Consider the following 25,353-nt stretch of genomic DNA (forward strand, 5'->3'; position numbering starts at 1 on the left):
CAACCCACTTTGAGAAGGGGTGGGTAGGGCCGATGCGGCAAGGCCTACCCGGTGTGAGATTTAGTCGATGCCGCACCTGATCCTTTCAGCCGGGCTCGTTTGGCCCGCTGGCGTCATTGGTTGCCGACACGCGCCCGCAGTTCTTCGACATGAGCGGCGATTTCAGGTGTCACCGCGTCGCCGAAGTCTTCCATTTCAAACATGGGGCGGATTTCGATTTCGCTGCGCTCCAACATCGGGTTCGGGCAGCGTTTTACCCATTCTACCGCCTCGTCCATGTCCTTCACGTTCCAGATCCAGAAACCGGCGACCAGCTCGTTGGTGTGCGGGAAGGGACCGTCGATCACGGTGCGGCTGTCGCCGTCGAAGATCACGCGCTTACCCTTGGAGGAGGGGTGCAGGCCGTCGCCGGACTGCATGATGCCGGCATTGACCAGTTCTTCGTTGAATTTCCCCATTGCCTCCATCAGTTCCGTCGTCGGCATCACGCCGTCTTCGCTGCTTTTTGTGGCTTTTACAAAAACGATTGCACGCATGATCATTCCTCCTGGATTGCGTTTCGTTCAGTTTCGCTCTCCGGCGCGACAACCGGATGACAGTCTTGCCGGGGGGCTCCGCCCCTGTCAGCCAAGATCGATGAGGTCGCGGCGCAGTCTTTCAGGGTCACCGCTTCCAATCTTTGCTTCGATTTCCGCATGGGTCTGCTCCCATATCGGGAACGCGGCGGCGAGTACGGCCATCCCCTCAGCCGTCAGCCGCAGCCGTTTGCCGCGCTTGTCCTTCGGGTCCTGTTCGATGCTGACCAGCCCGCGCCGCTCCAGCGGCTTCAGCGCCGCCGTCAACGTCGTGCGGTCCATCGCCAGAAGATTGGCGACCGGCCCCATCGGCGGTGGCTCCGGGCGGTTCAGCGACATCAGCAGCGAAAATTGACCATTGTTGATGCCCACCGGCTTCAACGCATTGTCGAACAGCCGTGCCAGCGCCCGTGCCGCACGCTGTGCATGCAGGCACAGGCAGGAATCACGCACGAGAATGGTTGTCGCAAAAGGAATCACGCTGACGTTTGACATGCGCTAAATGTGTTGATATCAACCTAATTAGTCAAGCGGAACTTGGTGCTCTGCAGACTGTTTGTTGCCTTTCAGCACAGAAATAGGCGGTGCCGGCCGTTGGGACGGAGCGGCGCCGAGGTGAAGGACGGATCCAAGGAGGAAAGATCATGTCTCATCCCGTCGTTTCGAAAGAGGAGTGGCTTGCGGCCCGCCGCGATCTGCTGGTGAAGGAAAAGGAATTGACCCGTGCCCGTGACAGGCTGAACGAAGCCCGTCGCGCATTGCCGTGGGAGGAGGTGACGAAGGATTATATCTTCGACGCGCCTTCCGGCCCCAAATCGCTGCAGGAGTTGTTCGGTGATTGCAGTCAGCTGATCGTCTACCACTTCATGCTGGCGCCGGACTGGGAGGAGGGCTGCGTTGGCTGCTCCTTCTTCGCCGATCACGTCGATGGCGCGCTGATCCATCTCAAGCATGGCGATGCTGGCTTCGTCGCGGTGTCGCGGGCACCGCTTGAAAAGATCGAAAGCTACAAAAACCGCATGGGTTGGAAATTCCCCTGGGTTTCAGCAGCAGGCACGGATTTCAATTACGATTATCAGGCCTCGTTTCGCGACGAGGACATGGCAAGCGGCGAAATCACCTACAATTACCGCGACATGGCGCCCTATGGCGACCTGAAGGACCTGCACGGCATCAGCGTTTTCGCCAGGGGCGAGGACGGCAAGATCTATCACACCTATTCCACTTACGCCCGCGGCGCGGAGCAGACGCTCGGCACATTGATGCTGCTCGATCTGGTGCCAAAAGGCCGTAATGAAGAGGGTGTAATGGATTGGGTGCGCCGCCACGACCAATATGAGGACGCGCCGAAAGCCGCATCCTGCTGCCACTGAAAACGGCAAGACGAGAGGAGGAGACGACAATGGAAATGGAAAGCGTCAAGCCGCAGAAGGAACACGAATTCCTGTCTAGGCTCGTCGGCGACTGGGTAATGGTTGCCGGCCATGAAGGATACGATCCTGATGATCCGGACCAGCGTTTTACGGAGACCGTCCGCTCTATCGGCGGGTTATGGATCATCGGCGAAGGCTCCGGCAGGATGCCTGACGGCGACCGGATGACGGCCGTCATAACGGTCGGCTTCGATCCGGCCAAGGGCAATTTTGTCGGCACCTGGGTAGGGTCGATGATGACGCATCTCTGGGTCTACAAGGGCTGGCTGGAAGAGGACGGCAAGACCCTGACGCTGGAAGCGGAAGGCCCCGCTTTCGACGGTTCCGGCGGCACCGCGACCTATCACGACGTGCTGGTGCTGCATGATGACAATCACCGCAGTTTCTCCGGCAGCGTCAGGCAGCCGGACGGCACATTCAAGACCTTCATGACATCGGAGTTCCGGCGCAAGTCGTAAAGCTCGCCGGGACTTGATCTGAACGAACGTGCCGCCGCGCCCTGCGGCGGGCGCTTGCCGAAACACCCGCCAAACCCTCCATAGGAGACGACAATGTCCGATACGCATGGAAAATTCATCTGGGTCGAGCTGATGACACCCGACATGGAAGCGGCCGCCCGCTTTTATGGTCATGTCGTTGGCTGGCAGACCAAGGATTTCGGCTCGCCGGAAATGCCTTATCTCGTGCTGGAAGCCGACGGCAAGGGCATGGGCGGCGTCATGGAACTGACCGACGAGCACAAGGGCCAGGGCATTCCGCCGAACTGGACGGCCTATGTCGATGTCGACGATGTGGACGCGACGGCAAAACGTTTTGCCGAAAAAGGTGGCGCGATCCGACGTCCGCCGCAGGATATCCCGGAAATCGGCCGCTTTGCCGTGGTGGCCGATCCCTATGGCGCCGTGCTCTGCATCATGACGCCGCAGCCAATGGAAACCGGCGGTTTCCCTGAGGATACGCAGGCGAAACAGGGCCATGTCGGCTGGTACGAACTCTTCACCGACAATGTCGATGAAGCGATGGCCTTCTACGGCGATGTCTTCGGCTGGACCAAGGACCATGATTTCGACATGGGCGAAATGGGCCCGTACCGCATCTTCGCCCATAACGGCAAAGCCGTTGGCGGCATCATGAAACGCATGCCGCAGGTTCCCGTCTGCCATTGGGGTTATTACTTCAATGTGGATGGCATCGATGACGCCATCACCCGCGTCAGTACCGGCGGCGGACAGGTCGTCAACGGCCCGATGGAAGTGCCCGGCGACAGCTGGATCGTTAACTGCGTCGATCCGCAGGGTGCCTATTTCTCGCTGGTCTCGCAGAAGAAATAAGTCTGTTGCTGATGATCTGCCGGGGCAACGTCCGGCAGATCATCGCTCTCTCGACAGGCGAACGTGATCGATAAAGGCCCGCAGCTTCGGCGCAAGGTTGCGACGGCTGGGATAATAGAGATAAAACCCTGCGAAGCTGGGCGAATAGTCTTCCAGCATGGAAACAAGCTCTCCGCGCTCCAGATAGGGCCGGAATGTCTCTTCCATGCCAAAGGTAATGCCTGCACCGGCACAGGCCAGCTTGATCATCAGATGCATGTCGTTGGTGGTGAAAGCAGGCTCCACCGCCACCGCAAATTCCCGACCGTTTTCGGCAAATTCCCATCTGTATGGCGCAATACCCGGACGAGGCCGCCAGCCGATACACCTGTGCTCGATCAACTCGCGCGGCTGCGTCGGTAGGGCGAAACTGTTCCGATATCCGGGAGAACAGACGGCAAGCTGCCGCTGGGGAACTGATACCGGAACGGCAATCATATCCTGTTCGATAAGCTCTCCCAAACGCACGCCGGCATCGTAATGCTCGGCGACAATATCGAATTCTTCATCCGTCACGACGATGTCGAGCTGCACTTCGGGATGTGCCTCGGCAAAGCTTGCGAGCAGAGGTCCCGACAAGAAACGTTCTGCAATGGACGACACCGCCAGCCGAAGCTGACCGCGCACCGTGCCGCCAAGCGATGAGGCCGCCTGCGCCGCCTGCGAGATCGCGCCTATGGAAGACGAGACATCAGCGTAAAGCTGCTGCCCCGCTTCCGTCAGGCTCACGCTGCGGGTGGTTCGTTGGACAAGCGCAATTCCCATTGTCTCCTCAAGCTTGCGGATGGTCTGGCTGACGGCGGAGCGGGTGACGCCCAGCCTGTCCGCGACGGCGCGAAAATTCCGTTCCTCGGCAACAAGGCAGAACGTCGAAACAGCATTGAGATCAATGTTCATTGGTTAGAAATTCTATCCATTGAGGTAACTATTAAGGTGGTTATCGCGACAATGCCTGAGCGCTATCTTCCCTGCAACGGTCGATTTCGAAAAAGCCGACCGTAACAGCAAGGAGATAGCCATGACATTGAACAAAGTTGTTCTCATCACGGGTGCATCGAGCGGGATAGGTGAAGGCATTGCGCGAGAGCTGGCCGCCGCCGGCGCAAAACTGGTGCTCGGCGCGCGCCGGCTGGATCGCCTTGAGGCGCTGGCCGAAGAACTGCGCGAGACAGGGGCTGAAGTCGTCGTCCATCCGCTTGACGTCATCGACAGGCACAGCGTCGAGGCCTTTGCCGAGGCAGGCCGCAAGGCGTTTGGCGAGATCGACGTCATCGTCAACAATGCCGGCATCATGCCGCTGTCGCTGATGTCGTCGCTCAAGGTCGATGAATGGGACCGCATGATCGACGTCAACATCAAGGGCGTGCTTTATGGCGTCGCGGCCGTTCTGCCCGAGATGACCGCCCGCGCCTCGGGCCATATCATCAACATCGCTTCCATTGGCGCGCTCGCGGTCTCGCCAACGGCGGCCGTTTATTGCGCCACGAAATTTGCCGTGCGGGCGATTTCGGATGGGCTGCGGCAGGAAAACCGCGATCTGCGTGTCACCTGCATTCACCCCGGCGTGGTGGAAAGCGAACTCGCCCATACCATCACCGACCCGGCCGCCGCCGAACTGATGCAGAGCTACAGGGCCATCGCCCTGAAGCCGGACGCGATCGGCCGCGCGGTGCGCTACGCCATCGAACAGCCTGACGATGTGGACGTCAACGAAATCGTCGTCCGCCCAACCGCTGCCTGAGGAGATTGAGATGAAAGCCATTTTTTCAAGTGCACTTGCGATTGCAATGCTCGTGGGAAATGCCGTCGCGCTCGCAAATACGCAGCATCCGGATGACCGGTTGAAACGTGGCGATGATGTCGTCCGCAGTCTCAATAATGGCCAGCCGCAAGCCAATCTGGAGCGCATGCGGCAGGAGTTTCCGTTCCTGGCGCAGGCAACGGAGGGATATGCCCTGGGTGAGGTCTGGTCGCGGCCGGGTCTGGACAACCGCACCCGCCAGCTGGCCGCCGTCGCTGTCATGGCGGCCCTTGGCGAGCGCGATCTGATGAAAGTCCATGCCGGTTATGCGCTGAATGTGGGCGCAACCGACGAGGAACTGAAGGAGATGATCTATCTGATCACCGTCCCGGCCGGTTTCCCAAAAGCCATCGCCGCATCACGCACGCTTGCGGAACTGTTCGAGGAGCGCCGCGCCAATGCCGCAACGGGAGTGGAGAGACAATGAACATCGTATCGACATCGGTTGCGCTTCTGCTTGCGGCGGCTTCCGCCGAAGGGGAGAACCGCAAATCTAGCAACGCCACGGAAGTGAACATGACCGAAAACGCGGAGATCCAGAACCATCCGTATGTCGGCATGTGGGTCACCGGCGATGGCCACATTCGTCAGGAACTTCTGCCCAATGGCCGCTATGACGAGGCGCGGGGTAACCGCAAGAGCGCCTATCAGGGACGATATGAGGTGAAGGGAAACCACATCGACTATTGGGACGATACCGGCTTTACGGCCGATGGCGAATTCGTGGACGACATTCTCTACCACGGCGGCATGATCTTCTACCGCGAGAAGTGACCGCACCGAAAATTGGCCGCCGCCCGTTCATCAAGAGCGGGCGGCGTCTCTGTTCAGCGCTTCAAACTACCCAAAATCCCGCGCACGATGGCGCGGCCTACCGAAGTCGCGACCGAACGGGCAGCACTTTTCATCGCGGCCTCGATCACCGTTTCGCGCTGGTAGCCGGAACGGCGCGTGCCGCCGTTGCGTGAGCCGCTGGAATTTTGCGCAGGTTCGTCATCACCGAAGCCGGGCAGGCGCCAGCGGCCGGAGGCGTTGTCGGACTGGTTTTGGGCATTTTCTTCTTCAGCACGCTTCGCAGCCTCGGCCTCCGCCGCCTTCTGGGCACGGGCGGCAAGAATCTCGAAAGCCGATTCCCGGTCTATATCCTTGTCATATTGGCCGGAGACGGGGCTGAGATCGATCAGCGATTTGCGTTCCGCATCCGTCAGTGGCCCGACGCGGCCGGAAGGGGGGCGCACTAGCGTGCGCTCGACAATGGAGGGCGCGCCCTTGTCGTGCAGGGTGGAGATCAATGCTTCACCGGTGCCGAGCGTGGTGATGGTATCGGCGGTGCTGAAGGCGGGGTTCTGGCGGAAAGTATCCGCCGCCGTGCGCACGGCTTTCTGTTCGCGCGGCGTATAGGCGCGCAGCGCATGCTGCACGCGGTTGCCGAGCTGGGCAAGCACGGTCTCCGGCACGTCGAGCGGGTTCTGCGTCACGAAATAAACGCCAACGCCCTTGGAGCGGATGAGGCGCACGACCTGCTCCACACGCTCCACCAACACGCGCGGCGCATCGTTGAACAGCAGATGCGCTTCATCGAAGAAGAACACCAGACGCGGCTTTTCCGGATCGCCGACCTCGGGAAGCTCTTCGAAGAGTTCGGAGAGCATCCAGAGCAGGAAGGTGGCGTAAAGGCGCGGGTTCATCATCAGCTTGTCGGCGGCGAGGACCGAAACCGTGCCGCGCCCATCCGTGCCCACACGCATGATGTCGGCGATCTTCAACGCCGGCTCGCCGAAGAAATTGGCAGCGCCCTGCTGTTCGAGAACCAGCAGCCCGCGCTGCAGCGAACCGACCGAAGCCTTGGAAATCAGGCCGAACTGGTTGGAGAGTTCCGTTGCGTTTTCGCCCATATAGTTGAGGAGCGATTGCAGGTCTTTCAGATCGAGCAGCGGCAGCCCGCCCTGATCGGCGATCTTGAAGGCGATGTTGAGAACGCCTTCCTGCGCCTCGGAAGCATCCATCAGCCGGGCGAGCAGCAGCGGCCCCATTTCGGCGATGGTGGCACGCACGCGATGGCCTTTTTCGCCATAGAGATCCCAGAAGATGACAGGCGACTTGCCGTAGGAAAAATCGGTAAAGCCGATCTGTTCGGCGCGCTTCTGCACCCAGTCCTTCGCTTCGCCTTCGGCTGCGATTCCGGAAAGGTCACCCTTGATATCGGCGCAGAAGACCGGAACGCCGGCCTTCGAAAAACCTTCTGCCAGAACCTGCAACGTCACGGTCTTGCCCGTGCCTGTCGCGCCGGTGATGAGGCCGTGCCGGTTGCCGAATTTCAGTTCCAGATATTCGCCCTTGTTCAGGCTGTCATCCGGATTGCGGCTGGTGCCGATATAGAGCTGTCCGTCCTGCAACATCGACCAATTTCTCCTGCGGCTGAAACACGACCCCTAAAATCGCGGCGGATTTTGCAAAAGTCATGTCCGAATTAAAAGTGTTCCGGCATGATAGGGAGACTCCGGCAGGGAGCAGCCCTTTCATAGTTTGGTTGCGATGATCTTATAAGGACAGTTTCAAGGCGCAACAACTGCTTGATGGCGATGAAGAAAAAGCGCTTGATGAAAGTTGCCGCACCGCTCATGGCCGCTTGAATGCCACATGAGATTGTTTTACGTTGACGTTAACGTCAGTTCGCAGAAGTTGACGTCGTTTTTCAACAGGAGGCAAGAATGAACGAAGTCGTGGATCAGATCGCCGCAAAGGCGGGGATCGACCCTGAACTGGCTGAAAAGGCCATTGGCATGATTCTCGGTTTTCTCCAGCGCGAGGCTGCAGACGGCCCGATCGCGCGGATGATCGAAGCCATTCCCGGCGCGAGCGAGCTGGTGGCGCAGTATAATGGCGAAGGTGCCGGCGGCGGCGGTCTGCTCGGTGGCCTGATGAGCGCCATCGGCGGCGGCGGCATCATGGGGCTTGGCCAGCAGCTGATGAGCCAGGGCCTTGGCATGAGCGAGATTTCCACCCTCGCCAAGGAAACCATCGCTGCTGCCCGCCAGCATGCCGGCGATGAAACCGTCGATCAGGTGATCGCCTCGGTCCCGGGCCTCAGCCAGTTCGCCTGAGCCGGACTATTCCATCGCGGGGCGTGGCGGCTGTTCGTTGAACAGGCGCCGCGCCTCTTCTATTTCGGCATGGTGCGTTTCCGCCCATATCCACACCCCGCAAAAAGCGCTGCCCAGCGTGCGGCCAAGGTTCGTCAGGCCATAATCCACATGTGGGGGAATGACGGGATGCACCGTGCGGCGCACCAGCCCGTCGCTTTCCATCTGCCGCAGCGTCTTCGTCAGCATCTTCTGGCTGATATTGCCCACATGTTTGCCAATCTGCGTAAAGCGCAGCGTGCCGTGCTCTTCCAGCACTTCGAGAATGAGCATCGTCCATTTGTCGGCCACCTTGGCAATGATGTCCTGAACCAGCGCCTCTATTGCCGGATCTGTATCCGTCGGTGGCGGAACCTTGCGCCGGTTCTCGATGGCCGGGTCGGCTGCACGCCGCTTCATCTTACACTCTCCATTTGGTAAGTATAAATCTTTTGGGTGCCTACTTTCGATTGGAGAGTATCATAGCTAACTTCCTTCAGCCAACAAGCAAAGGATGTTCCCATGAAAATCTCTGGCAATACCATTCTCATCACCGGCGGCGGTTCCGGCATCGGTCGTGCTCTGGCGGAGGCCTTTCACAAGGTCGGCAACAGGGTCATCATTTCCGGCCGGCGCAAGGCCGTGCTCGACGAGGTGACGGCCGCCAATCCCGGCATGGCCTCGATGGTGATGGATGCGACGGACGCGGCAGGCATCCGCGCTTTCGCAGAGGCTCTGGTAAAGGCCCATCCCACTCTCAACGCCGTCATCAACAATGCCGGCATCATGCGGCCGGAAGACATCGCCGCAGCCCCGGATTATCTGGACACGGCCGAAGAAACCATCGCCACCAATCTTCTTGCACCCATCCGCCTGACGGCGGCGCTTTTGCCGCATTTCCTCAAGCAACCCGCCGCGACGGTGCTGACGGTCTCCTCCGGTCTCGCCTTCGTGCCGATGGTGCTGACCCCTACCTACAGCGCCACCAAATCCGCCATTCATGCCTATTCGGTTGCTCTGCGCGAGCAGCTTGAAGAGACGCCGGTGGAAGTCATCGAAATCGTGCCGCCTTACGTGCAGACGACGCTGATGGGTGAGGGGCAGGCGAAGGATGAAAGAGCCATGCCGCTTGATGCCTTCATTGCCGAGGTCATGGATATCCTCGAAAATCGTCCGGACGAGAAGGAAGTGGTGGTGGAACGCTGCAAGCCGCTGCGGTTTGCCGCGCAGAACGGAAATTTCGATCAGGTCTTCGCCATGATCAACCATATGCATCCTTGAGCGGCAGCGTCTGTCGCATGGGGACATCCTGTGATAGCGTCGCGCTCCTATCTGAGGAGTGCGCGCTTTCATGGCCCAAGGCCGGTTCCTGATGCCGAAAACCAGCATGCCCGGTGTCGTCGCCGTAGTGGCGGATAGCGATCGTTCTTTCCCACGCCATATGCATGATCAATTCGGTATCGGCGTCATCGAACGCGGCGCGCAGAAATCGCTTTCCGGCCGTGGCATGGTGGAAGCGGCCGCCGGTCAGGTCATCACCGTCAATCCCGGCGAGATACATGACGGTATCCCGCTCGGGGAGGGCGGCCGCGCCTGGCGGATGCTCTATCTCGACATCGATATCGTGCGCGATGTCATTGCCGATGTCTGTGAGAAGGATCGCGGCTTTTTCGAATTCGCCTATCCTGTTGATGCAAGGCCTTTGGCGGAGCGGTTCAACGCTGTCTTTTCCGCCGTCACTGCGAAGGAACGACCGGGCGAAACCCTGCACAGCGACGAGACCTTGCTGATGCTTCTGGCGGCTGCGATGGAGACGGCGGCTAAACCGCCCGTGGTGACCTCGCCCGACACCATCAGGCGCGCGAAAAGCAGCATCGATGACGACCCTGCCCACCCGTTCCGCCTTGCCGATCTGGCCGCGGAAGCCGGCATCAGCCAATTCCGTTTCCTGCGCGCCTTCGCAAAAGCAACCGGCCTGACGCCGCACAGCTATCTTCTCCAGCGGCGCGTCCATCTGGCCCGGCACGCGCTGGCCGGAGGTAAGCCGCCGGCCGAGGTTGCCTTCCTTGCCGGTTTTGCCGACCAGAGCCATCTGAACCGGGTTTTCGTGCGCCAGTTCGGGGTGACGCCGGCGGTTTACCGGGCGGCGACGGGCGGCGGATCGTCGCTCTCTTCCGTCATGCCGGACTAGATCCGGCATCCAGCCATGGCGCGTCTGCGCCGTGAAAGAAGTCTTTCGTGGTCAAGGACTTGACCACGCTGGACCCCGGCTCGGGGGCCGGGGTGACGGTGTGCGGATTTGGCCCTGCAATTTCATCCAAGACACCCGCCCCAGTCATCACCATGCTCTCGTCCTTCACCCACAGGACACCGCATCATGACACCCGAATTCCTCATCACATCCTTCATCGTCGCTGCCTCTCCGGGCACCGGCGTGGTTTACACGCTGGCTGCCGGCCTTTCGCAGGGGGCGCGGGCGAGCGTCATTGCGGCCTTCGGCTGCACGCTCGGTATCGTGCCGCATCTGCTCGCCGCCATCACCGGTCTTGCCGCGATCCTGCACACCAGTGCGCTGGCCTTTAGCGTGGTCAAATATCTGGGGGTCGCCTATCTGCTCTACATGGCGTGGAACACGCTGCAGGAGAATGGCGCGCTGAAGATCGATGAGACGAGGCAGCCGCAAAAAGCCGCCCGCGTCATCGGTGAGGCGATCCTCATCAATCTGCTGAACCCGAAACTGTCGATCTTCTTTTTTGCCTTCCTGCCGCAGTTCATCGCGCCGGATGAGGCTTTGCCGACATGGCGCATGGTCGATCTCGGCCTGATCTTCATGGCCATGACCTTTCTGGTCTTTGCGCTTTATGGCAGCTTTGCCGCCTCCGTAAGGCGTCAGGTGATATCACGCCCAGCGGTCCTCGCCTGGCTGAGACGCAGCTTCGCCGCCGCATTCGTGGCGCTGGGGGCAAAGCTGGCCTTGACCGAGCGATAAAACGGGACCGCAAGGCCCCGTCGCCTCAGTTGTCCCAGTCGGGCGCGAGGTGGCCGGGGCTGACAATGCGGCCATTCGGCTTTGCCAGCGCATGGATTGCCTGCATTTCTTCTTCCGAGAGCGCGAAATCGAAAATATCGAAATTTTCCTTGAGGCGGCTTTCCGTCGCCGTCTTGGAAAGCGCCACGATATCCGGCTGTTGCACCGCCCAGCGAAGGGTTACCTGCGCGGCGGTTTTGCCATGCCTCGCGCCGATATCCTTCAGAACAGGGTCGTTCGGCACCTTGCCGTCGGCCATCAGGTAATAGGCTGTCACCGACATGCCGTGCTTGCGCGCAGCCGCAATCACCTTGGTCTGGTCGAGATAGGGGTGATATTCGATCTGGTTGGTGGCAAGCGGCGTGTCGGACAGTTTCACCGCCTCGTCGGTCAGCGCCACGTTAAAGTTGGAAATGCCGATATTGCGCGCCTTTCCGGCCTTGCGCACCGCGTTCAGCGCGCCCATGCGCTCGGCAAGCGGCACATCGCTCTTTGGCCAGTGCAGCAGCAAAAGGTCGACATAGTCGGTCTTCAGCTTTGCAAGACTCTCATCGACGGAAGCGAGAAAATCGTCGTGGCGATAGCGGTCCACCCAGACCTTTGTGGTCAGGAATATATCGTGCCGGGAAATGCCCGACTTGGCGATGACTTCGCCCACGGCCCCTTCGTTCTTGTAGATCTGCGCGGTATCGACATGGCGGAAACCGAGCTTCAGCGCCTCCGGCAGAATGCGCCTGACATCGTCTTCCGGAATGCGGAAGGTGCCGAAACCGAGGGCGGGAATGTTCGCGCCATTTGCGCTGACGTCATACATGGGATGTCTCTCCTGTTTGCTGAAACATGGCCGGCGCGGACGCCGGGGGGCAGGGAAGCCGTCTTTCATTAACTGGTATCCGCACGATCGGTTTCAACCCGGCGACGCCAGTCACATCAGCACGTAATCCACCGGACGCGGATCGGCCGGCAGGTCGGTATCGCCGATCGCCTCGCGCAGATTGATCTCGATTGTGGTGGCAAGGGCATTTATCGGCAGCGCGTTGAGGCCGGTGCCGAAGGGGTCCTCCAGCTCGTCGGACAGCGCATCGAGGCCGAAAAACGTATAGGCGATCAACGTACTCGTGAAAGGCGTCGCCCAGCCGAGCAGATCGGTGAAACCGAACGGCAGGAGAAGGCAGAAAAGATGCGCGGTCCGGTGCAGCAGCAGCGAATAACCGAAAGGAACCGGCGTGTGGCGAATGCGCTCGCACGAAGCCTGTGCGGCGCCCATCTGCTGCACGGTCGCATCCAGCATCTGCAACTGTATATCGCTGATCTGGCCTTTGTCATGAGCGGAGACGATGGCGCCGGATATTTCCCGCAGCAGCATGTCCGGCCTGTTGCGGCTGCGGGCATAGGTCTGCGAAAGGTCCTCCGGAATGAGGCAGGTGGCGACCGTCGCATTCGCCGGACGCAGATGTGAGACCAGCGCGTGACAGAAGGCGATGACAAGATCGGTGATCCGTCTGCGGGTGACGGGATCGGCCACATCCTGCCGGCCTTCCAGCATCACGGTCTGGCGCGAGAGCGTGCGGGCCACGGTAATCAGCGCGCCCCACTGCTTGCGTGCTTCCCACCAGCGATCGTAACAGGCATTGGCGCGAAAACCGAGAAACACCGAAAGCGCGATGCCGAGCAGCGAGAACGGCGCTCCATTTAGCGCCGGCACCAGATCCGGGCGATCCTTGTGCGCCCAGACCACCAGCGTCGACAGCAGGAAAACCGCAAGCACCTGCGGAAAGATGCGGACGATGATGGAGCCGCGCACGATGAGGAAAAGCTGCAGCAGGTTCGGTTTTGGACGAACGATCATGGTGGAAACTCGAAATGCCTGTGGCGGGTGGGGCGCGTGAAAATGCCCGACCCTATCTACATGCTGGCTACGCGGCCTTGTCCACCCTTTTCTGCGTGGTTGCGCACGGCGGCTGGCAGCGCTACGCGTCTATCGCAGGCATCGTCAATAGATGATCCGACCGTGCGGGGTGGAAGGAAATGTCGCGTGTCACGTTCACAACGGCTTCTTGATCTGTTGCAGATTCTTCGTTCCCACCGCATGCCGGTGAGTGGTGCAGCCCTTGCCGCGAAGACCGGCGTCAGCCTGCGCACGCTCTACCGTGATATAGCAACGCTTCAGGCGCAGGGCGCCGATATCGAGGGCGAAGCGGGCGTGGGTTATGTGCTGCGTCCCGGTTTCCTGCTGCCGCCGTTGATGTTTTCCCAGCACGAAATCGAGGCGCTGGTGCTCGGCTCGCGCTGGGTGGCGGGCCGCGCCGATGCCGGACTGGCGGAGGCTGCGCGCGCCGCACTCGTCAAGATCGGCGCCGTTCTGCCCGAAGCCCTGCGGGAGGAACTCGATCACTCCACCCTGCTTGTCGGTCCGGGGCAGGGGCTTGCGGCCATCCATGTCGATCTGGCGGCCATTCGCGATACGATTCGCAGGGAAAGCAGGGTCGTCATCACCTATCGCGACGAAAAGGGAGACGTGACGGAGCGGGTTATCTGGCCTTTCGCACTCGCTTTTTTCGATCTGGTGCGGGTGGTGCTGGGCTGGTGCGAGACACGCCAGGACTACCGCAGTTTCCGGGCTGACCGCATCGAAAGCTTTCGTCCCCTCGACGGCCGTTATCCGCGCCGCCGCCAGGTGCTGCTGAAAGAATGGCGCGAACGGGAAAAACAGCGGCGGCGGCAACATGCTGACAAAAACTGACAGCATCGGGGTCTAGAAACCGTTCATCCGCAACACAGGAGAACAACCATGACCCACCCCGATTTCACCATTCTTTACGTCGATAATCCGCCGGCCAGCACCGAGTTCTACAAGGCCCTGCTGGGCGTCGATCCCGTCGAAGCCTCCCCGACATTTTCCCTCTTCGTCCTTGCCAACGGCATGAAGCTCGGCCTCTGGTCGCGGCACACGGTGGAACCGAAGGCATCCGTTACGGGCGGCGGCGTCGAACTCGCCTTCCGCGTCGAAAACGACCTTCAGGTGGAAGAGACTTTCGCGAGCTGGAAGGCAAGAGGCGTCGCCATGCTGCAGCAGCCAGCGAAAATGGAGTTCGGTTATACCTTCACGGCCGCCGACCCGGACAGCCATCGCCTCCGGGTCTATGCCTTCGCGAGCTGATGACAAGCGGCTTGGCCGGTTGGTCAAACAAAGCCATCCTCGTCCACGCACGCGGTATTCCGCACGCTCCTGCTCCGCACTCTCCTCATCCCTGTGCTTGTCACAGGAATCCAGTCGACGCGCGTCTGCGCGGAGGGGAGAGCCCTGTCAGCCCAAGGACTTGGGCTGGCTGGATTCCTGGGACAGGCACAGGAATGAGGGCGGTGGGGAGGCGTCCGCGTGTGAAAATCGCACGTCGCATCTGATGCCCTACGTCTTGACCGCCACGACAAAAAGGCGGGGAAACCGCAGAAGCAACCGACCATCCGCCATCGGCGGATAGGCCTCCCTGATACGCCGCGTATAGTCGGCGAGAAAGGCTTCGCGGTTCTCCTCGCCGGCGGCGGCGAGATAGGGGCGCAGCCCCGTGCCCTTCACCCATTCGACAATGCTATCCGCATCTTTCATCGGGTGATTATAGATCGTGTGCCACACATCCACCCGCACGGATTTCGGTGAAAGCGCGTTGAAATAATCCGAAGGTGCGGGCAGGGGTTTGCGCCGCAACCGGCCATCGGAAAAAGTCTGCTTCCATGGGCCTTCGTCACCTGTCTCATGCATCGCGATATGCGTCGGCTCCTGCAGATTGTCAGGCATCTGCACGGCCAGAACGCCGCCGCTTTCCAGCTGGTCCATCAGTTGCGAAAGAATGGCGAGATGATCCGGCACCCACTGGAAAACGGCATTGGCGTAAAGCAGGTCCGCCTTCTGCGCCGGTTTCCAATGCGCGAGGTCGGCCTTGCCGAAGCGGGTGGTCGGCAGCCGGTCTGCTGCCTTCGCCAGCATATCATCATCGCTATCAATACCGGTGATGACATTGACGCCGTAACGGTCGGTCAGAAGCTCGGTGGAATTGCCGGGACCGCAACCGAGGTCATAGCCGTTCAGCACCCGCTCCAGCGGCACCTGGGCCAGGAGATCCCGCGCCGGGCGCGTCCGCTCGTCTTCGAATTTCAGATATTGCTGTGCGGACCATGCCATGATTTTTCTCCTGCGGACTGCCGTCAGATCGTCAGCATCGCATGGGCGAAATCGCCCCGCCATCATTCAATCGATGAATTATTGTGATGAATCTATTCACCAACCTTTTGTTTCGCCTCATAAAACATCCTGCCGGGGCCGCTGCTTTGTTATTTTCCATCAAAATCAGAAATCGCGGCAATTAAAACTTGACCTCATTGAGGGAGAGGCATTCACTCCGGCCGATTTCCCGCACATGCCAGGTTGCGCGCGCACAGCGTTCCTCATCCGGCAATGCATCAGAACAAAAAGACGGAGCGTTTTTACCGAACGGAAACGCTCGAGACAGGAGACCATCATGAGCGTCGATACCGCACCCCGATCAACCACCTGGACCTATGTTGACGGTCAATGGCTGCCTGGCAATCCGCCGCTCATCGGGCCAACCTCGCATGCCATGTGGCTGGCCTCTACGGTATTCGATGGTGCACGCTGGTTCGATGGCGTCGCGCCTGATCTTGATCTGCACTGCCAGCGCGTCAATCGCTCTGCCGTCAACATGGGCATGAAGCCGACCATGACCGCCGAGGAAATCGAGGCCCTGGCGCTCGAGGGCGTCAAGAAATTTGATGGCAAGATGGCGATCTACATCAAGCCGATGTACTGGGCCGAACACGGCATGCCCGGCAGCGTCGTTGCACCGGATGCCAGTTCCACCCGGTTTGCGCTCTGCCTTTTCGAAGCGCCGATGGACGCCGGCAAGCCGCTGACGCTCACCGTCTCGCCGCTGCGCCGCCCCTCGCCGGAAACGGCAATGACGGACGCGAAGGCAGGCAGCCTTTATCCGAATAGCGGCCGCGCGATTCTGGAAGCGCGCTCACGCGGTTTCGACAACGCCCTGATGCGGGACATGAACGGCAATGTCGCGGAGTCAGCCTCCGCCAACATCTTCATGGTCAAGGACGGCGTCGTTCTCACGCCGGTCCCGAACCGTACCTTCCTTGCCGGCATCACCCGTTCACGCGTGATCGGTCTTCTGCGCCAGGCCGGTTTTGACGTGCGGGAAGCGACGCTTTCGGTTGAGGATTTCCGTGAGGCCGACGAAATCTTCTGCTCCGGCAACTATTCCAAGGTTTCGCCTGTCGTGAAGCTCGACGACCGCGAGCTGCAGGCCGGCCCGGTCGCCCGCAAGGCGCTTGATCTTTATATGGAATGGGCACGTCTCGGCGCAGACGTCTGAATTCTGCATCTATTCGCGTGAAACGGCCATGACAGACATTCGGTCGGTCATGGCCATTTTTTTGCGATGCAAAAAAACCCTGAAAACAGGGGGTAATTTAATCCAATTTTAGAAAACAGAATTGTAACTTGCGACATCTTCACTTCCGGGCAGCGGGGGCCGCCAGATGTCTTTCAGCATTCGAAATGTACTTGTAGGTTTTTTTCTCACCATCAGCCTTGCACTTGCCGGTCTGGTCGGCAACGAAGCCTGGCGCTCGGTCAATCGCGCCAGCGCCTTTTCTGAGGTTGCGCAGCTTGTCGCGCTCGACAAGCTTCTCTTCAACGCGCTTCTGAATTTCCGCAGTGAGCGCGGCGACAGCGCCACCGCGCTCACTGTCGATCCTTCGAAATCGGCGGGCAGCGTCGCCAGCGTGCAGGCGGCGCGTCAGAAGGTGGATGCCGCCATGACGGCCTTTATCGCGCAGTCTCCGTCGATTGCAGATGCGAAGCTCCAGGGGCCGCTCAAGCGCGTGAGCGATGTCTACGCACAGTTCGTCGACCTGCGAAAGAAGGTGGACGCCAATATTTCCCAGCCGCTTGATCGGCGCGAAAACGGCCTCGACAAGACCGTGATGACGCTGGGCGCCGATTTCCTTGCGTCTCTCGAAGCCGGCTCGACTGCGTTGGAAGGCGCCGTCCGTTCGCTGGATCAGGGCCAGACAGGCCTCATTCAGCTGCGATCCTACGGCTGGTCCGCCCGCGCGCTTGGTGGCAGCGCCACCGTTGTCCTCAACGCTGCTGTGGCGCAGAACCGTCCTCTTACCGCCCAGGAAATGCAGCAGCTCGGCGCCTTCGATGCCGGCGCGGCTTTCGCGTGGAAAGCAACGGGCGATCTCGTGGCGCATGAATCGGCGCCGCAATCGCTCAAGGACATCTACGCCACTGCGGACAAGACTTATTTCAAGGGCGATTTCAACGCCCAGCGAACCAAGCTCATCGAAGACCTGAACAATGGCCGCACGCCGTCCTTTACCATGGATAGCTGGCGCACCACCGTCACGGAAAATCTCGGCACGACTGCCAAGATCGCTTCTGCCGCCATGGACGTGCTGGATGCCAACGCCGAGAAGGCGAAACAGGAAGCCTTCACCGATGCGGTGATCTTTCTCGCGGTCTTCGTGGTCACGCTTGCCCTCTGCATTGTCTCGCTCGCCGTCATCGTCGGCCGCGTCACCCGGCCGATCAGCCGGCTGACCAATGCCATGATGGCACTGTCGGGCGGCAATCTAGCAATCGATATCGCTGGCGCAAAACGCGGTGACGAGATCGGCGAGATGGCCCGGGCCGTGGAAGTTTTCCGTGAGGCCGCCATCCGCAATCGGCAGCTGGAGGCGGATGCCGTCGCAAACCGGGAACAGGCCGAACGCGACCGCATCGAGCTGCAGCAGCGTGCCGAGGCCGAAGCCGAAGCACGGCTCAACCAGGCGACGGGTTCGCTGGCAGGCAGCCTGCGCCGCCTCGCCTCGGGCGATATGCTCTGCGAGATCGCCACGCCATTCGCGCCGCAATTCGAGGCGCTACGGCACGATTTCAACAGCTCCGTGCACCAGCTTCGCGAAGCGCTGACCAGCGTCGGCCAGTCCGTGCAGACGGTGAATGGCGGCGCACACGAGGTGTCGTCGGCATCCGACGATCTTTCCCGCCGCACCGAACAGCAGGCCGCCTCCCTGGAAGAGACAGCCGCCGCGCTGGAAGAAATCACCGCCAACGTGTCCGCCACGTCCAAACGCGCCGGCGAAGCGCGCGACACGGTACGGGAAGCGCGGACGAAGGCCGATCTTTCCGGCAAGGTGGTGCGCGATGCCGTTGCCGCCATGGAACGCATCGAACATTCCTCGCGTCAGATCGGTCAGATCATCGGCGTGATCGATGAGATCGCCTTCCAGACCAACCTTCTGGCGCTGAATGCCGGCGTTGAAGCGGCGAGGGCGGGCGATGCCGGCAAGGGCTTTGCCGTCGTTGCACAGGAGGTGCGCGAACTGGCGCAGCGCTCCGCCAATGCGGCCAAGGAAATCAAGCAGCTCATCAATACGTCAGCCGTCGCGGTGGGCGAAGGCGTGAAGCTGGTGGCCGATACCGGCGTCGGGCTTTCCGAGATCGAGCAGCTGGTGCTTTCCGTCAACAGCCACATGGACGCCATCGCGACCGCAGCACAGGAACAGTCTGCCGGCCTTTCCGAGGTCAACACCGCCGTCAACCACATGGATCAGGCCACGCAGCAGAATGCTGCCATGGTCGAGGAAATGAATGCGGCCGGTGCGGGGCTCGCACAGGAATGCGCCAACCTCCAGGCGCTGCTGGCGCAGTTCCAGCTCGGCCACCAGACCTCGGCCCTGCGGGAGACGGCGCGGCAGATGCAGCGCGCTGCAAGCCCGGCCCCTGCGCCGGTCACCTCCGCCCCGAAAGCCCGCCCGATCGTTGCACGCGGCAATGCGGCACTGGCCGTGAAGGGTGACGACTGGACGGAGTTCTGAGAACGAAACTCGTGGACTGAATGTGTGGGTGGAGGCTTGGTTATGGGCTCCGTCACCCCGGACTGGATCCGGGGTCCAGCGCGATCAAGTCCTTGATCGCGAAAAACTCTCTTCACGGCGCAGACGCGCCGTGGCTGGATGCCGGATCCAGTCCGGCATGACGGATGAAAGAGTACGGTTCCATGTCGTCAACAGGTCGAAGCCGGCCCTCGCAACCGGCGCGGACTTCACCTTTTCCGCACATCCGGCAGTGCTGCGGCAAGCGCCCGCAGCGGCGCAGTCATGTGTTTGTCGCGCCGCATCGCGAGAGCGATCCGGCGTTCGAGCGGCGGATTGAGTGAGCGCCATTGCAGCCCCGATGGAGTGGCGTCCTGTTCCACTGCCATGCGTGGAACGATGGCAAGGCCAAGCCCGGCGCCTGCAAGTTTCTTGATGGCTTCCACGCTGCCGAGTTCCATCGTCGGCTGCACGGCACGACCGCTTGCAGCGAACCATTGATCCACCAGCCTGCGCGTATTGCCGCCCTCGTAGAGCAACAGCGGCTTGGTCGAGAGCACATCTGCGGTGAGCAGCCCTGTGTCCGCGATCATATCTTTCGGGAAGACGGCGACCATCTCATCGAAATGGATATCGCTGATATCGAGGCTGCGGCCGCTGGCGGGCAGGGCCACCACGGCGGCGTCGATCGTGTTGGCCTCCAGAAGCCGCAGGATATCGTGGGTATTGCCCGTCTGCACCACGATCTCGATGCCAGGCATGGCTGCGCGAATCCGCCCCAGAACCGGCGGCAGGAGATAGATGCAGGCGGTGGCGCCCGTGCCGATGCGCAGGCGTCCCGTCACCCCGCTGCGATGCGGCGCGACCGTATCGATGGCGTGCGCCACCTCTTCTGCAATCCGCCTTGCATGAATGAGGAAGTCGCGGCCCGCCGCCGTCGGCTGGGCGCGCCTGCCCACCCTCTCGATCAGCCGCACACCCAGCTGTTTTTCAAGCAGCCTTATGTGCAGGCTGATGGCCGGCTGCGTCACTCCGGCCTTGTCGGCGGCGGCGGAAAAGCTGGCGAGATCGGCCACATCCATGAAACTTCGCACTTGCCGAAGGTCGAGATCCATCATCAAAGAAAACCTTATCGTTTGTATAAGTCAGATAATCTTTATTTTGGCTGCGCCGCAATGCACAATGACGGCGTGAATGATCCGCAGGACAAGAGAATGACCCTTTCCACCGTTTCCAGCCTTCTGATCCGCCCCTGTGAAGAGGCGGATATCCCAGCCATTACCGAAATTTACCGGGACGCCGTTTTGCATGGCCGCGCCAGCTTCGAGATCGATCCGCCAACGGCCGAAACGATGGCGGAGCGCCGCCGCCTTCTGGTGGAGGGAAATTTCCCCTATCTCGTCGCTGAGCGTGACGGCAAGGTGGCGGGATATGCCTATGCCGGGGCCTATCGCGCCCGCCCGGCCTATGGCGCGACGGTTGAGGATTCCGTTTACATCGACCCTTCGATGAAAGGCATGGGTATTGGCCGCAAGCTGCTCGACGCGCTCATCAAGGAGGCGACCGTGCGCGGCTTCCGGCAGATGATCGCCGTCATCGGCGACAGCGCAAATGCGGCTTCGGTCGGCGTACATCGCGCCGCCGGTTTCGAGCACGTCGGAACCTTCAAATCCATCGGCTGGAAACACGGTCAATGGCTGGACACGGTGCTGATGCAGCGCGCACTGGGCGAAGGCGATACCACGCCGCGTTTCTGACCCGCGTCAGGGCTTGGTGGAGCCGGGAATTTCCACCTTCAGCGTATCGCCGGCAAGTTCGCTGCCGAGTTCCACGGCCTTTGTCTTCTTGTCATAGACGCAGATATGGCTGACCGTCACATCCGCGCCCTTTGCCCTGCCGGTCAGGATGGCAAGACCGTAATTCTCGCTGCCAACGGGATCGACGACCGCCTTGGAGTCGTCGATCATGTCTCCGGCTGCGGCAAGACAGGCAGTCTGCACATCAGCCACGAATTCCTTCCACGCATCGTCCGAAGATGCGGACACAGGCAGGACAGCCGACGAGACGGCAACAAGAAGGGCGGCTGTGTGGATCATCGGGCGTATCATGGAATTTCCTTCCTGCAATCTCGATCAAAAGCGAACCGATAGGGTGGAAAACGGTACGCCAGCGATGTGAAACAAATATGGTGGCGGCCGGCGCGAGAGGAATTTTCTCTTTTGGCGGAACATTTTGATAATTCACAGGTTGCCCAAACAGAGCTTCGCTCCTATGGTCCGCTCACACGGTTTCTAGGAGCGGTAACGCGCTGCAAAAAGGAGTAAAAACCATGGCCTTCGAACTTCCCGAACTCCCCTACGACTACGACGCGCTTGCACCTTACATGTCGCGCGAGACGCTCGAGTTCCATCACGACAAGCACCACAAGGCGTATGTCGACAACGGCAACAAGCTTGCAGCTGAAGCCGGTCTTTCCGACCTGTCGCTCGAAGAAGTCGTGAAGAAGTCCTTTGGCACCAATGCCGGTCTCTTCAACAATGCGGCCCAGCACTACAACCACGTTCATTTCTGGAAGTGGATGAAGAAGGGCGGCGGCGGCAACAAGCTGCCGGGCAAGCTCGAGCAAGCAATTGCCTCCGATCTCGGCGGTTACGACAAGTTCAAGGCCGATTTCATCGCAGCCGGCACCACGCAGTTCGGCTCCGGCTGGGCGTGGCTGTCCGTCAAGAACGGCAAGCTCGAAATCTCCAAGACCCCGAACGGCGAAAACCCGCTGGTTCACGGTGCAGAACCGATCCTCGGCGTCGACGTATGGGAACACTCCTACTACATCGACTACCGCAACCTGCGTCCGAAGTACCTCGAAGCCTTCGTCGATAACCTCATCAACTGGGACTACGTCCTGGAGCGTTACGAAGCTGCTGCCAAGTAAGGCTTGCGACAAGCGTGGTTGCTGATCGAGGCAGCCACCTCTTGCGCGACGTCATCCTCGGCCTTGTGCCGAGGATCCGCGGATGTTCCCTGAAACGGGATGTCAGCAGATGCGCCGGGACAGGCCCGAGCATGGCGACGGAAAGCTTGCGGAACCACCTATTGAACACCCGGCTCTCAGGCCGGGTGTTTTGCTTTGGAGCATATTCTGCTCCTGTCACAAGCCTGTCATCCGCCGGGTTTATCGCGGCGCATCATGACTGAAAAAACAACTCCTCTCTTCTCCTTCGGCATAGTCGCCGATCCCCAATATGCCGATATCGATCCGCGTCCCGAGATGGGCCGTCATTATCGCGAAAGTCCCAAAAAGCTCGCGGAGGCGGTGGATGCCTTCAATCGCGAAGATCTGGCCTTCGTCGTGACGCTGGGCGACATCATCGATCGCGGTTTTGAAAATTTCGATGCGATTCTTGCCGTTTACGACCGGCTTCGCCACCGCTCGCTCCTGCTGCCGGGCAATCACGATTTCGCCGTCGCCGCCGAGCATTTGCCTGGCGTCCACGCCCGCCTCGGCATGGCCGCCGCCTGGCGTGATTTTACCGTCGGCGGCATTCGCTTCGCCGTGCTTGATGGCAACGACGTCAGCCTTTTCGCCCCACCGGTTGGGGATCCGCGTCGCACCCTTGCTGCCGAGCGGCTGAAGCGCCTCTCGGAAGTAGGCGCAATCAACGCGCAGGACTGGAACGCCTCGCTTGGCGACGAGCAGTTCGACTGGCTGCGGGCGGTTCTGCAAAAGGCGGATGCGGCGGGCGAAAGAGTCATCGTGCTGTGCCACTACCCTGTCTATCCGGAAAACGCTCATAACATGTGGGACGCGCCGCGCATCCTTGATCTTCTCAACGCCCATACTTGCGCCATCGCATGGTTCAACGGCCATAACCATGAGGGCAATTACGGCGTATCGGGCAATACATATTTCGTGAATTTCAAGGGCATGGTCGACACGCCCGACCAGAACACCTTCGCCATCGCCGATGTCTTTGCCGACCGAATCGCCATTCGCGGTTTCGGGCGGGAGGAGGATCGCCTCTTATGGCTGTGAGTAAGGGATGGCCGCCTGGTTGCTCTGCCAGCCGGCCATCCACAATTGCCGCAGCTTCTCGCCTTCGAGCTTGAAGAAGCTGCCGGTCGCCTGGCAGCTACGCACCCGGTCCGAGCGGAAATTGCGGATCGCCTGCCGCAGCTCGCACCAGGCGACAATATTCACGGTTTCGGAATAATAGATCACCGCGATTGGCCGAACCCGCCGCCGCGTTTCCGCGCCGGCTTCATCGCGATAGATGATTTCCAGCGTCTCCTCGTCGCGCACCGCACGCCTGATCGTCGAGAGATCAAGTCCTGCCGGTGCCGGCGCGATGCTGCCCCAGGCGTGGAGGGCATTGGCGGAAAGGGTCTTTGACAGCGGTTCGGGCAGCGACGCGGCAATCTTGTCGCTCGCCTTCTTCGCGGCCCGGCGCAATTCCATATCGCCGGTGCGGTCGACCATGGCGAGCGCCAGCACGATTGCCTCGGTTTCCTCGATGGAAAACATCAGTGGCGGCAGGTTGAAACCGGGCCGGAGAATATACCCCACGCCGCGTTCCCCTGCGATGGGCACACGCATGGTCTGAAGCGCTGCCATATCGCGATAGACCGAGCGCACTGTTATCTCCAGCATGTCGGCAATCGTCTGCGCGGTCACCGGGCGGCGCGCCAGCCGCAAAATCTGGATGATCTCGAACAGTCTTGAGGCCTTGCGCATTGCCGTCTTCCCGATGGATTTTCCCACGCAACTGACACAACGCTGTCAGTTGGCGTTCCCTATAAACGGAAAAATACATTGAGAAACATGGGTTTCTCGAATGCACCTCTATCCGGTATGAAAGATACTGACATGACTTATGCCGAAAATCTCTGGCTTTTCTTTGCTGTCCTGTTCGGCATCATAATCCTGCCGGGCATGGACATGCTCTTTGTGCTGGCAAGCGCGCTGACAGGTGGCAGGAGAACCGGCCTTTCCGCCGCCGTCGGCATGAGCGCCGGCGGCATCGTGCATTCGCTGTATGGCGCGCTGGGTGTCGGCATGCTTGCCGCATGGATGCCGTCGCTGTTCCTGCCGCTGCTTGTCGTCGGCGCGGCTTACATGGTCTGGATCGGAATCGGCCTGGTGCGCAGTGCGATTGTCGTGAACGGCGATGAGGCTGAGGCAAGCGCTTCGGTTAAAAAGGCATTCTGGCGGGCGGTGTTGACCTGCCTGTCAAACCCGAAGGCCTACCTGTTCATGATGGCCGTCTACCCACAGTTTCTCAAACCCGCCTATGGACCGATCTGGATGCAGGGGCTGGTGATGGGTGCGATGGTGGCGGTAACGCAGTTCACCGTTTATGGCGCGCTGGCGCTGACGGCGGATAGAAGCCGCGCATGGCTCGTTTCCTCTCCCGCGGCTACGATCGTCGTCGGCCGCATCGCCGGTTTCATGCTGATCGCCGCAGCACTTCTCACATTGTGGGAAGCCTTGTCTTAGGCTTCTGTTTTCACGATGGAATTCACCGCAATGTGACTTCTTTTCGCCATGTGGAAAGGGCATCCTCGCGGCGTTCCATCAAGCGTCCGGCGCCCGCCGGAATCAAGGAGAGAGTGTATGAAACTGAAAACAATCGCAGCGGCCACGCTGTTCGGCTGTCTTTGCGCCGGAGCGGTCTATGCTGCCGGCGAAGTCGAAAAACGTGAAGGCATGATGAAGCAGATCGTGTGGCTCCATGGGAGCGCTCGCCGCCATCTCCAAGGGCCAGAAGCCTTTCGACGCCGAAGCCGTCAAGGCCGCCGTGACGACCATCAGCACCAATGCCAAGGCTTTCCCCGACCAGTTCCCCGCCGGCACCGAGACCGGCAGCGCGGCAGCGCCCGCGATCTGGGAAAACTTCGATGACTTCAAGGCCAAGTCCGCCAAGCTCGGCGCAGATGCGGACAAGATTCTCGCCAATCTCCCCACCGATCAGGCGGGTGTAACCACCGCCATGCAGACGTTGGGCGCCGATTGCGGCACCTGCCACCAGACCTATCGCCTGAAGAAATAATCGAACGAGTTTGAAACGCCGCTCCCGGGCGGCGTTTTTCCGTCACGAATGACACCTGACAATGTC

29 protein-coding genes and 1 pseudogene are annotated in these 25,353 nt (G+C 60.5%); 19 read left to right on the forward strand and 11 right to left on the reverse strand.

Annotated elements, in window-relative coordinates; genetic code table 11:
• Nucleotides 1-113: 113 nt before the first annotated feature.
• Both QE453_RS13185 and QE453_RS13190 read right to left on the reverse strand, forming a co-directional pair.
• Nucleotides 114-536 carry a YciI family protein gene (locus tag QE453_RS13185; RefSeq protein WP_004440523.1) on the reverse strand — a complete coding sequence of 141 codons (423 nt, stop codon included), beginning with the start codon at nt 534-536 and terminating at the stop codon, nt 114-116.
• 87 nt (nt 537-623) lie between these two features.
• Nucleotides 624-1,070 (reverse strand): MarR family winged helix-turn-helix transcriptional regulator, encoded by a 447-nt coding sequence (locus tag QE453_RS13190; protein ID WP_006700023.1) that lies wholly within the window; start codon nt 1,068-1,070, stop codon nt 624-626.
• A gap of 149 nt (nt 1,071-1,219) precedes the next feature.
• On the opposite strand from QE453_RS13190, the gene QE453_RS13195 reads away from it, so the two are divergent.
• The 3 genes from QE453_RS13195 to QE453_RS13205 all read left to right on the forward strand — a co-directional run bounded on the left by QE453_RS13195 (nt 1,220) and on the right by QE453_RS13205 (nt 3,339).
• Nucleotides 1,220-1,948 (forward strand): thioredoxin family protein, encoded by a 729-nt coding sequence (locus QE453_RS13195; RefSeq protein ID WP_004440526.1) that lies wholly within the window; start codon nt 1,220-1,222, stop codon nt 1,946-1,948.
• Between the two features lie 29 nt (nt 1,949-1,977).
• Nucleotides 1,978-2,466 carry a DUF1579 domain-containing protein gene (locus tag QE453_RS13200; RefSeq protein ID WP_035209477.1) on the forward strand — a complete coding sequence of 163 codons (489 nt, stop codon included), beginning with the start codon at nt 1,978-1,980 and terminating at the stop codon, nt 2,464-2,466.
• A gap of 93 nt (nt 2,467-2,559) precedes the next feature.
• The gene (locus QE453_RS13205) at nt 2,560-3,339 is read left to right on the forward strand and encodes a VOC family protein (RefSeq protein WP_037091688.1); all 780 of its coding nucleotides are present in this window, start codon (nt 2,560-2,562) and stop codon (nt 3,337-3,339) included.
• A gap of 39 nt (nt 3,340-3,378) precedes the next feature.
• Here QE453_RS13205 and QE453_RS13210 read toward each other — a convergent pair whose 3' ends face one another.
• Nucleotides 3,379-4,275 (reverse strand): LysR family transcriptional regulator, encoded by an 897-nt coding sequence (locus tag QE453_RS13210; protein ID WP_309777225.1) that lies wholly within the window; start codon nt 4,273-4,275, stop codon nt 3,379-3,381.
• A 121-nt stretch (nt 4,276-4,396) separates the two neighbouring features.
• Here QE453_RS13210 and QE453_RS13215 point away from each other — a divergent pair, with 121 nt between their 5' ends.
• Genes QE453_RS13215 through QE453_RS13225 form a run of 3 tightly spaced genes read left to right on the forward strand, consistent with a single transcriptional unit; the run spans nt 4,397 to nt 5,953 of the window.
• Nucleotides 4,397-5,119 carry an SDR family oxidoreductase gene (locus QE453_RS13215; RefSeq protein WP_037091684.1) on the forward strand — a complete coding sequence of 241 codons (723 nt, stop codon included), beginning with the start codon at nt 4,397-4,399 and terminating at the stop codon, nt 5,117-5,119.
• Between the two features lie 10 nt (nt 5,120-5,129).
• Nucleotides 5,130-5,606: a carboxymuconolactone decarboxylase family protein gene (locus QE453_RS13220; protein WP_309777228.1), complete on the forward strand. Its 477-nt coding sequence runs from the start codon at nt 5,130-5,132 to the stop codon at nt 5,604-5,606.
• Nucleotides 5,603-5,953, forward strand: coding sequence for an Atu4866 domain-containing protein (locus QE453_RS13225; protein ID WP_282454996.1), 351 nt, complete (start codon nt 5,603-5,605; stop codon nt 5,951-5,953). Before QE453_RS13220 ends, QE453_RS13225 begins: the two co-directional genes overlap by 4 nt.
• Nucleotides 5,954-6,006: 53 nt before the next feature.
• Here the strand turns inward: QE453_RS13225 and QE453_RS13230 are convergent, their stop codons facing one another.
• The gene (locus QE453_RS13230) at nt 6,007-7,578 is read right to left on the reverse strand and encodes a DUF853 domain-containing protein (RefSeq protein WP_309777233.1); all 1,572 of its coding nucleotides are present in this window, start codon (nt 7,576-7,578) and stop codon (nt 6,007-6,009) included.
• Nucleotides 7,579-7,890: 312 nt separating this feature from the next.
• Here QE453_RS13230 and QE453_RS13235 point away from each other — a divergent pair, with 312 nt between their 5' ends.
• On the forward strand, nt 7,891-8,283 hold the full coding sequence (locus QE453_RS13235; protein ID WP_045532513.1) for a hypothetical protein: 393 nt from the start codon (nt 7,891-7,893) through the stop codon (nt 8,281-8,283).
• Between the two features lie 6 nt (nt 8,284-8,289).
• Here the strand turns inward: QE453_RS13235 and QE453_RS13240 are convergent, their stop codons facing one another.
• Entirely contained in the window at nt 8,290-8,721 is a 432-nt protein-coding gene (locus QE453_RS13240) for a helix-turn-helix domain-containing protein (protein ID WP_309777235.1), read from the reverse strand.
• A gap of 102 nt (nt 8,722-8,823) precedes the next feature.
• Here QE453_RS13240 and QE453_RS13245 point away from each other — a divergent pair, with 102 nt between their 5' ends.
• The 3 genes from QE453_RS13245 to QE453_RS13255 all read left to right on the forward strand — a co-directional run bounded on the left by QE453_RS13245 (nt 8,824) and on the right by QE453_RS13255 (nt 11,290).
• On the forward strand, nt 8,824-9,582 hold the full coding sequence (locus QE453_RS13245; protein WP_309777237.1) for an SDR family oxidoreductase: 759 nt from the start codon (nt 8,824-8,826) through the stop codon (nt 9,580-9,582).
• 70 nt (nt 9,583-9,652) lie between these two features.
• Nucleotides 9,653-10,492: an AraC family transcriptional regulator gene (locus tag QE453_RS13250; protein WP_037091675.1), complete on the forward strand. Its 840-nt coding sequence runs from the start codon at nt 9,653-9,655 to the stop codon at nt 10,490-10,492.
• Nucleotides 10,493-10,678: 186 nt separating this feature from the next.
• Nucleotides 10,679-11,290 carry a LysE family translocator gene (locus tag QE453_RS13255; RefSeq protein WP_174150762.1) on the forward strand — a complete coding sequence of 204 codons (612 nt, stop codon included), beginning with the start codon at nt 10,679-10,681 and terminating at the stop codon, nt 11,288-11,290.
• A gap of 25 nt (nt 11,291-11,315) precedes the next feature.
• Here QE453_RS13255 and QE453_RS13260 read toward each other — a convergent pair whose 3' ends face one another.
• Both QE453_RS13260 and QE453_RS13265 read right to left on the reverse strand, forming a co-directional pair.
• On the reverse strand, nt 11,316-12,143 hold the full coding sequence (locus QE453_RS13260; protein WP_153776727.1) for an aldo/keto reductase: 828 nt from the start codon (nt 12,141-12,143) through the stop codon (nt 11,316-11,318).
• Nucleotides 12,144-12,254: 111 nt separating this feature from the next.
• Nucleotides 12,255-13,178 carry a bestrophin family protein gene (locus tag QE453_RS13265; RefSeq protein ID WP_244405144.1) on the reverse strand — a complete coding sequence of 308 codons (924 nt, stop codon included), beginning with the start codon at nt 13,176-13,178 and terminating at the stop codon, nt 12,255-12,257.
• A gap of 186 nt (nt 13,179-13,364) precedes the next feature.
• Here QE453_RS13265 and QE453_RS13270 point away from each other — a divergent pair, with 186 nt between their 5' ends.
• Nucleotides 13,365-14,072 carry a YafY family protein gene (locus QE453_RS13270; protein ID WP_060942517.1) on the forward strand — a complete coding sequence of 236 codons (708 nt, stop codon included), beginning with the start codon at nt 13,365-13,367 and terminating at the stop codon, nt 14,070-14,072.
• 48 nt (nt 14,073-14,120) lie between these two features.
• Nucleotides 14,121-14,489, forward strand: a complete 369-nt coding sequence (locus QE453_RS13275) for a VOC family protein (protein WP_004440552.1) — start codon at nt 14,121-14,123, stop codon at nt 14,487-14,489.
• A gap of 249 nt (nt 14,490-14,738) precedes the next feature.
• On the opposite strand, the gene tam is transcribed toward QE453_RS13275, so the two are convergent.
• Nucleotides 14,739-15,509, reverse strand: coding sequence for a trans-aconitate 2-methyltransferase (gene tam / locus QE453_RS13280; protein ID WP_004440553.1), 771 nt, complete (start codon nt 15,507-15,509; stop codon nt 14,739-14,741).
• A 337-nt stretch (nt 15,510-15,846) separates the two neighbouring features.
• On the opposite strand from tam, the gene QE453_RS13285 reads away from it, so the two are divergent.
• A complete protein-coding gene (locus QE453_RS13285) occupies nt 15,847-16,728 on the forward strand; it encodes a branched-chain amino acid aminotransferase (protein ID WP_004440555.1) in 882 nt (293 codons plus the stop codon).
• Nucleotides 16,729-16,894: 166 nt separating this feature from the next.
• A complete protein-coding gene (locus QE453_RS13290) occupies nt 16,895-19,243 on the forward strand; it encodes a methyl-accepting chemotaxis protein (protein ID WP_309777241.1) in 2,349 nt (782 codons plus the stop codon).
• Between the two features lie 227 nt (nt 19,244-19,470).
• Here the strand turns inward: QE453_RS13290 and QE453_RS13295 are convergent, their stop codons facing one another.
• The gene (locus QE453_RS13295; protein ID WP_309777243.1) at nt 19,471-20,358 is read right to left on the reverse strand and encodes a LysR family transcriptional regulator; all 888 of its coding nucleotides are present in this window, start codon (nt 20,356-20,358) and stop codon (nt 19,471-19,473) included.
• A gap of 96 nt (nt 20,359-20,454) precedes the next feature.
• Here QE453_RS13295 and QE453_RS13300 point away from each other — a divergent pair, with 96 nt between their 5' ends.
• Nucleotides 20,455-20,997 carry a GNAT family N-acetyltransferase gene (locus tag QE453_RS13300; RefSeq protein WP_022555811.1) on the forward strand — a complete coding sequence of 181 codons (543 nt, stop codon included), beginning with the start codon at nt 20,455-20,457 and terminating at the stop codon, nt 20,995-20,997.
• A 6-nt stretch (nt 20,998-21,003) separates the two neighbouring features.
• Here QE453_RS13300 and QE453_RS13305 read toward each other — a convergent pair whose 3' ends face one another.
• The gene (locus QE453_RS13305; protein WP_037091660.1) at nt 21,004-21,348 is read right to left on the reverse strand and encodes a hypothetical protein; all 345 of its coding nucleotides are present in this window, start codon (nt 21,346-21,348) and stop codon (nt 21,004-21,006) included.
• Nucleotides 21,349-21,569: 221 nt separating this feature from the next.
• Between QE453_RS13305 and QE453_RS13310 the strand changes: the two genes are divergently transcribed.
• Together QE453_RS13310 and QE453_RS13315 are read left to right on the forward strand one after the other, a co-directional pair.
• Complete coding sequence (locus tag QE453_RS13310; protein ID WP_006700042.1) at nt 21,570-22,172, forward strand: superoxide dismutase; 603 nt, start codon at nt 21,570-21,572, stop codon at nt 22,170-22,172.
• A gap of 255 nt (nt 22,173-22,427) precedes the next feature.
• Entirely contained in the window at nt 22,428-23,273 is an 846-nt protein-coding gene (locus tag QE453_RS13315) for a metallophosphoesterase (protein ID WP_309777246.1), read from the forward strand.
• On the opposite strand, the gene QE453_RS13320 is transcribed toward QE453_RS13315, so the two are convergent.
• A complete protein-coding gene (locus QE453_RS13320) occupies nt 23,262-23,972 on the reverse strand; it encodes a YafY family protein (RefSeq protein WP_309777248.1) in 711 nt (236 codons plus the stop codon). The genes QE453_RS13315 and QE453_RS13320 overlap by 12 nt on opposite strands.
• Before the next feature lie 132 nt (nt 23,973-24,104).
• Between QE453_RS13320 and QE453_RS13325 the strand changes: the two genes are divergently transcribed.
• Complete coding sequence (locus QE453_RS13325; RefSeq protein WP_244405138.1) at nt 24,105-24,734, forward strand: LysE family translocator; 630 nt, start codon at nt 24,105-24,107, stop codon at nt 24,732-24,734.
• Between the two features lie 117 nt (nt 24,735-24,851).
• Nucleotides 24,852-25,287, forward strand: a pseudogene (locus QE453_RS13330) (c-type cytochrome).
• Nucleotides 25,288-25,353 lie beyond the last annotated feature (66 nt).

Source organism: Agrobacterium sp. SORGH_AS_0440 (assembly GCF_031453135.1).
Taxonomy (GTDB): domain Bacteria; phylum Pseudomonadota; class Alphaproteobacteria; order Rhizobiales; family Rhizobiaceae; genus Agrobacterium; species Agrobacterium pusense.

Coding starts and splice junctions, on each gene's coding strand:
- QE453_RS13185 (WP_004440523.1), bottom strand. CDS start 536: ATGCGTGCAATCGTTTTTGTAAAAGCCACAAAAAGCAGCGAAGACGGC.
- QE453_RS13190 (WP_006700023.1), bottom strand. CDS start 1,070: ATGTCAAACGTCAGCGTGATTCCTTTTGCGACAACCATTCTCGTGCGT.
- QE453_RS13195 (WP_004440526.1), top strand. CDS start 1,220: ATGTCTCATCCCGTCGTTTCGAAAGAGGAGTGGCTTGCGGCCCGCCGC.
- QE453_RS13200 (WP_035209477.1), top strand. CDS start 1,978: ATGGAAATGGAAAGCGTCAAGCCGCAGAAGGAACACGAATTCCTGTCT.
- QE453_RS13205 (WP_037091688.1), top strand. CDS start 2,560: ATGTCCGATACGCATGGAAAATTCATCTGGGTCGAGCTGATGACACCC.
- QE453_RS13210 (WP_309777225.1), bottom strand. CDS start 4,275: ATGAACATTGATCTCAATGCTGTTTCGACGTTCTGCCTTGTTGCCGAG.
- QE453_RS13215 (WP_037091684.1), top strand. CDS start 4,397: ATGACATTGAACAAAGTTGTTCTCATCACGGGTGCATCGAGCGGGATA.
- QE453_RS13220 (WP_309777228.1), top strand. CDS start 5,130: ATGAAAGCCATTTTTTCAAGTGCACTTGCGATTGCAATGCTCGTGGGA.
- QE453_RS13225 (WP_282454996.1), top strand. CDS start 5,603: ATGAACATCGTATCGACATCGGTTGCGCTTCTGCTTGCGGCGGCTTCC.
- QE453_RS13230 (WP_309777233.1), bottom strand. CDS start 7,578: ATGTTGCAGGACGGACAGCTCTATATCGGCACCAGCCGCAATCCGGAT.
- QE453_RS13235 (WP_045532513.1), top strand. CDS start 7,891: ATGAACGAAGTCGTGGATCAGATCGCCGCAAAGGCGGGGATCGACCCT.
- QE453_RS13240 (WP_309777235.1), bottom strand. CDS start 8,721: ATGAAGCGGCGTGCAGCCGACCCGGCCATCGAGAACCGGCGCAAGGTT.
- QE453_RS13245 (WP_309777237.1), top strand. CDS start 8,824: ATGAAAATCTCTGGCAATACCATTCTCATCACCGGCGGCGGTTCCGGC.
- QE453_RS13250 (WP_037091675.1), top strand. CDS start 9,653: ATGGCCCAAGGCCGGTTCCTGATGCCGAAAACCAGCATGCCCGGTGTC.
- QE453_RS13255 (WP_174150762.1), top strand. CDS start 10,679: ATGACACCCGAATTCCTCATCACATCCTTCATCGTCGCTGCCTCTCCG.
- QE453_RS13260 (WP_153776727.1), bottom strand. CDS start 12,143: ATGTATGACGTCAGCGCAAATGGCGCGAACATTCCCGCCCTCGGTTTC.
- QE453_RS13265 (WP_244405144.1), bottom strand. CDS start 13,178: ATGATCGTTCGTCCAAAACCGAACCTGCTGCAGCTTTTCCTCATCGTG.
- QE453_RS13275 (WP_004440552.1), top strand. CDS start 14,121: ATGACCCACCCCGATTTCACCATTCTTTACGTCGATAATCCGCCGGCC.
- tam (WP_004440553.1), bottom strand. CDS start 15,509: ATGGCATGGTCCGCACAGCAATATCTGAAATTCGAAGACGAGCGGACG.
- QE453_RS13285 (WP_004440555.1), top strand. CDS start 15,847: ATGAGCGTCGATACCGCACCCCGATCAACCACCTGGACCTATGTTGAC.
- QE453_RS13290 (WP_309777241.1), top strand. CDS start 16,895: ATGTCTTTCAGCATTCGAAATGTACTTGTAGGTTTTTTTCTCACCATC.
- QE453_RS13295 (WP_309777243.1), bottom strand. CDS start 20,358: ATGATGGATCTCGACCTTCGGCAAGTGCGAAGTTTCATGGATGTGGCC.
- QE453_RS13300 (WP_022555811.1), top strand. CDS start 20,455: ATGACCCTTTCCACCGTTTCCAGCCTTCTGATCCGCCCCTGTGAAGAG.
- QE453_RS13305 (WP_037091660.1), bottom strand. CDS start 21,348: ATGATACGCCCGATGATCCACACAGCCGCCCTTCTTGTTGCCGTCTCG.
- QE453_RS13310 (WP_006700042.1), top strand. CDS start 21,570: ATGGCCTTCGAACTTCCCGAACTCCCCTACGACTACGACGCGCTTGCA.
- QE453_RS13315 (WP_309777246.1), top strand. CDS start 22,428: ATGACTGAAAAAACAACTCCTCTCTTCTCCTTCGGCATAGTCGCCGAT.
- QE453_RS13320 (WP_309777248.1), bottom strand. CDS start 23,972: ATGCGCAAGGCCTCAAGACTGTTCGAGATCATCCAGATTTTGCGGCTG.
- QE453_RS13325 (WP_244405138.1), top strand. CDS start 24,105: ATGACTTATGCCGAAAATCTCTGGCTTTTCTTTGCTGTCCTGTTCGGC.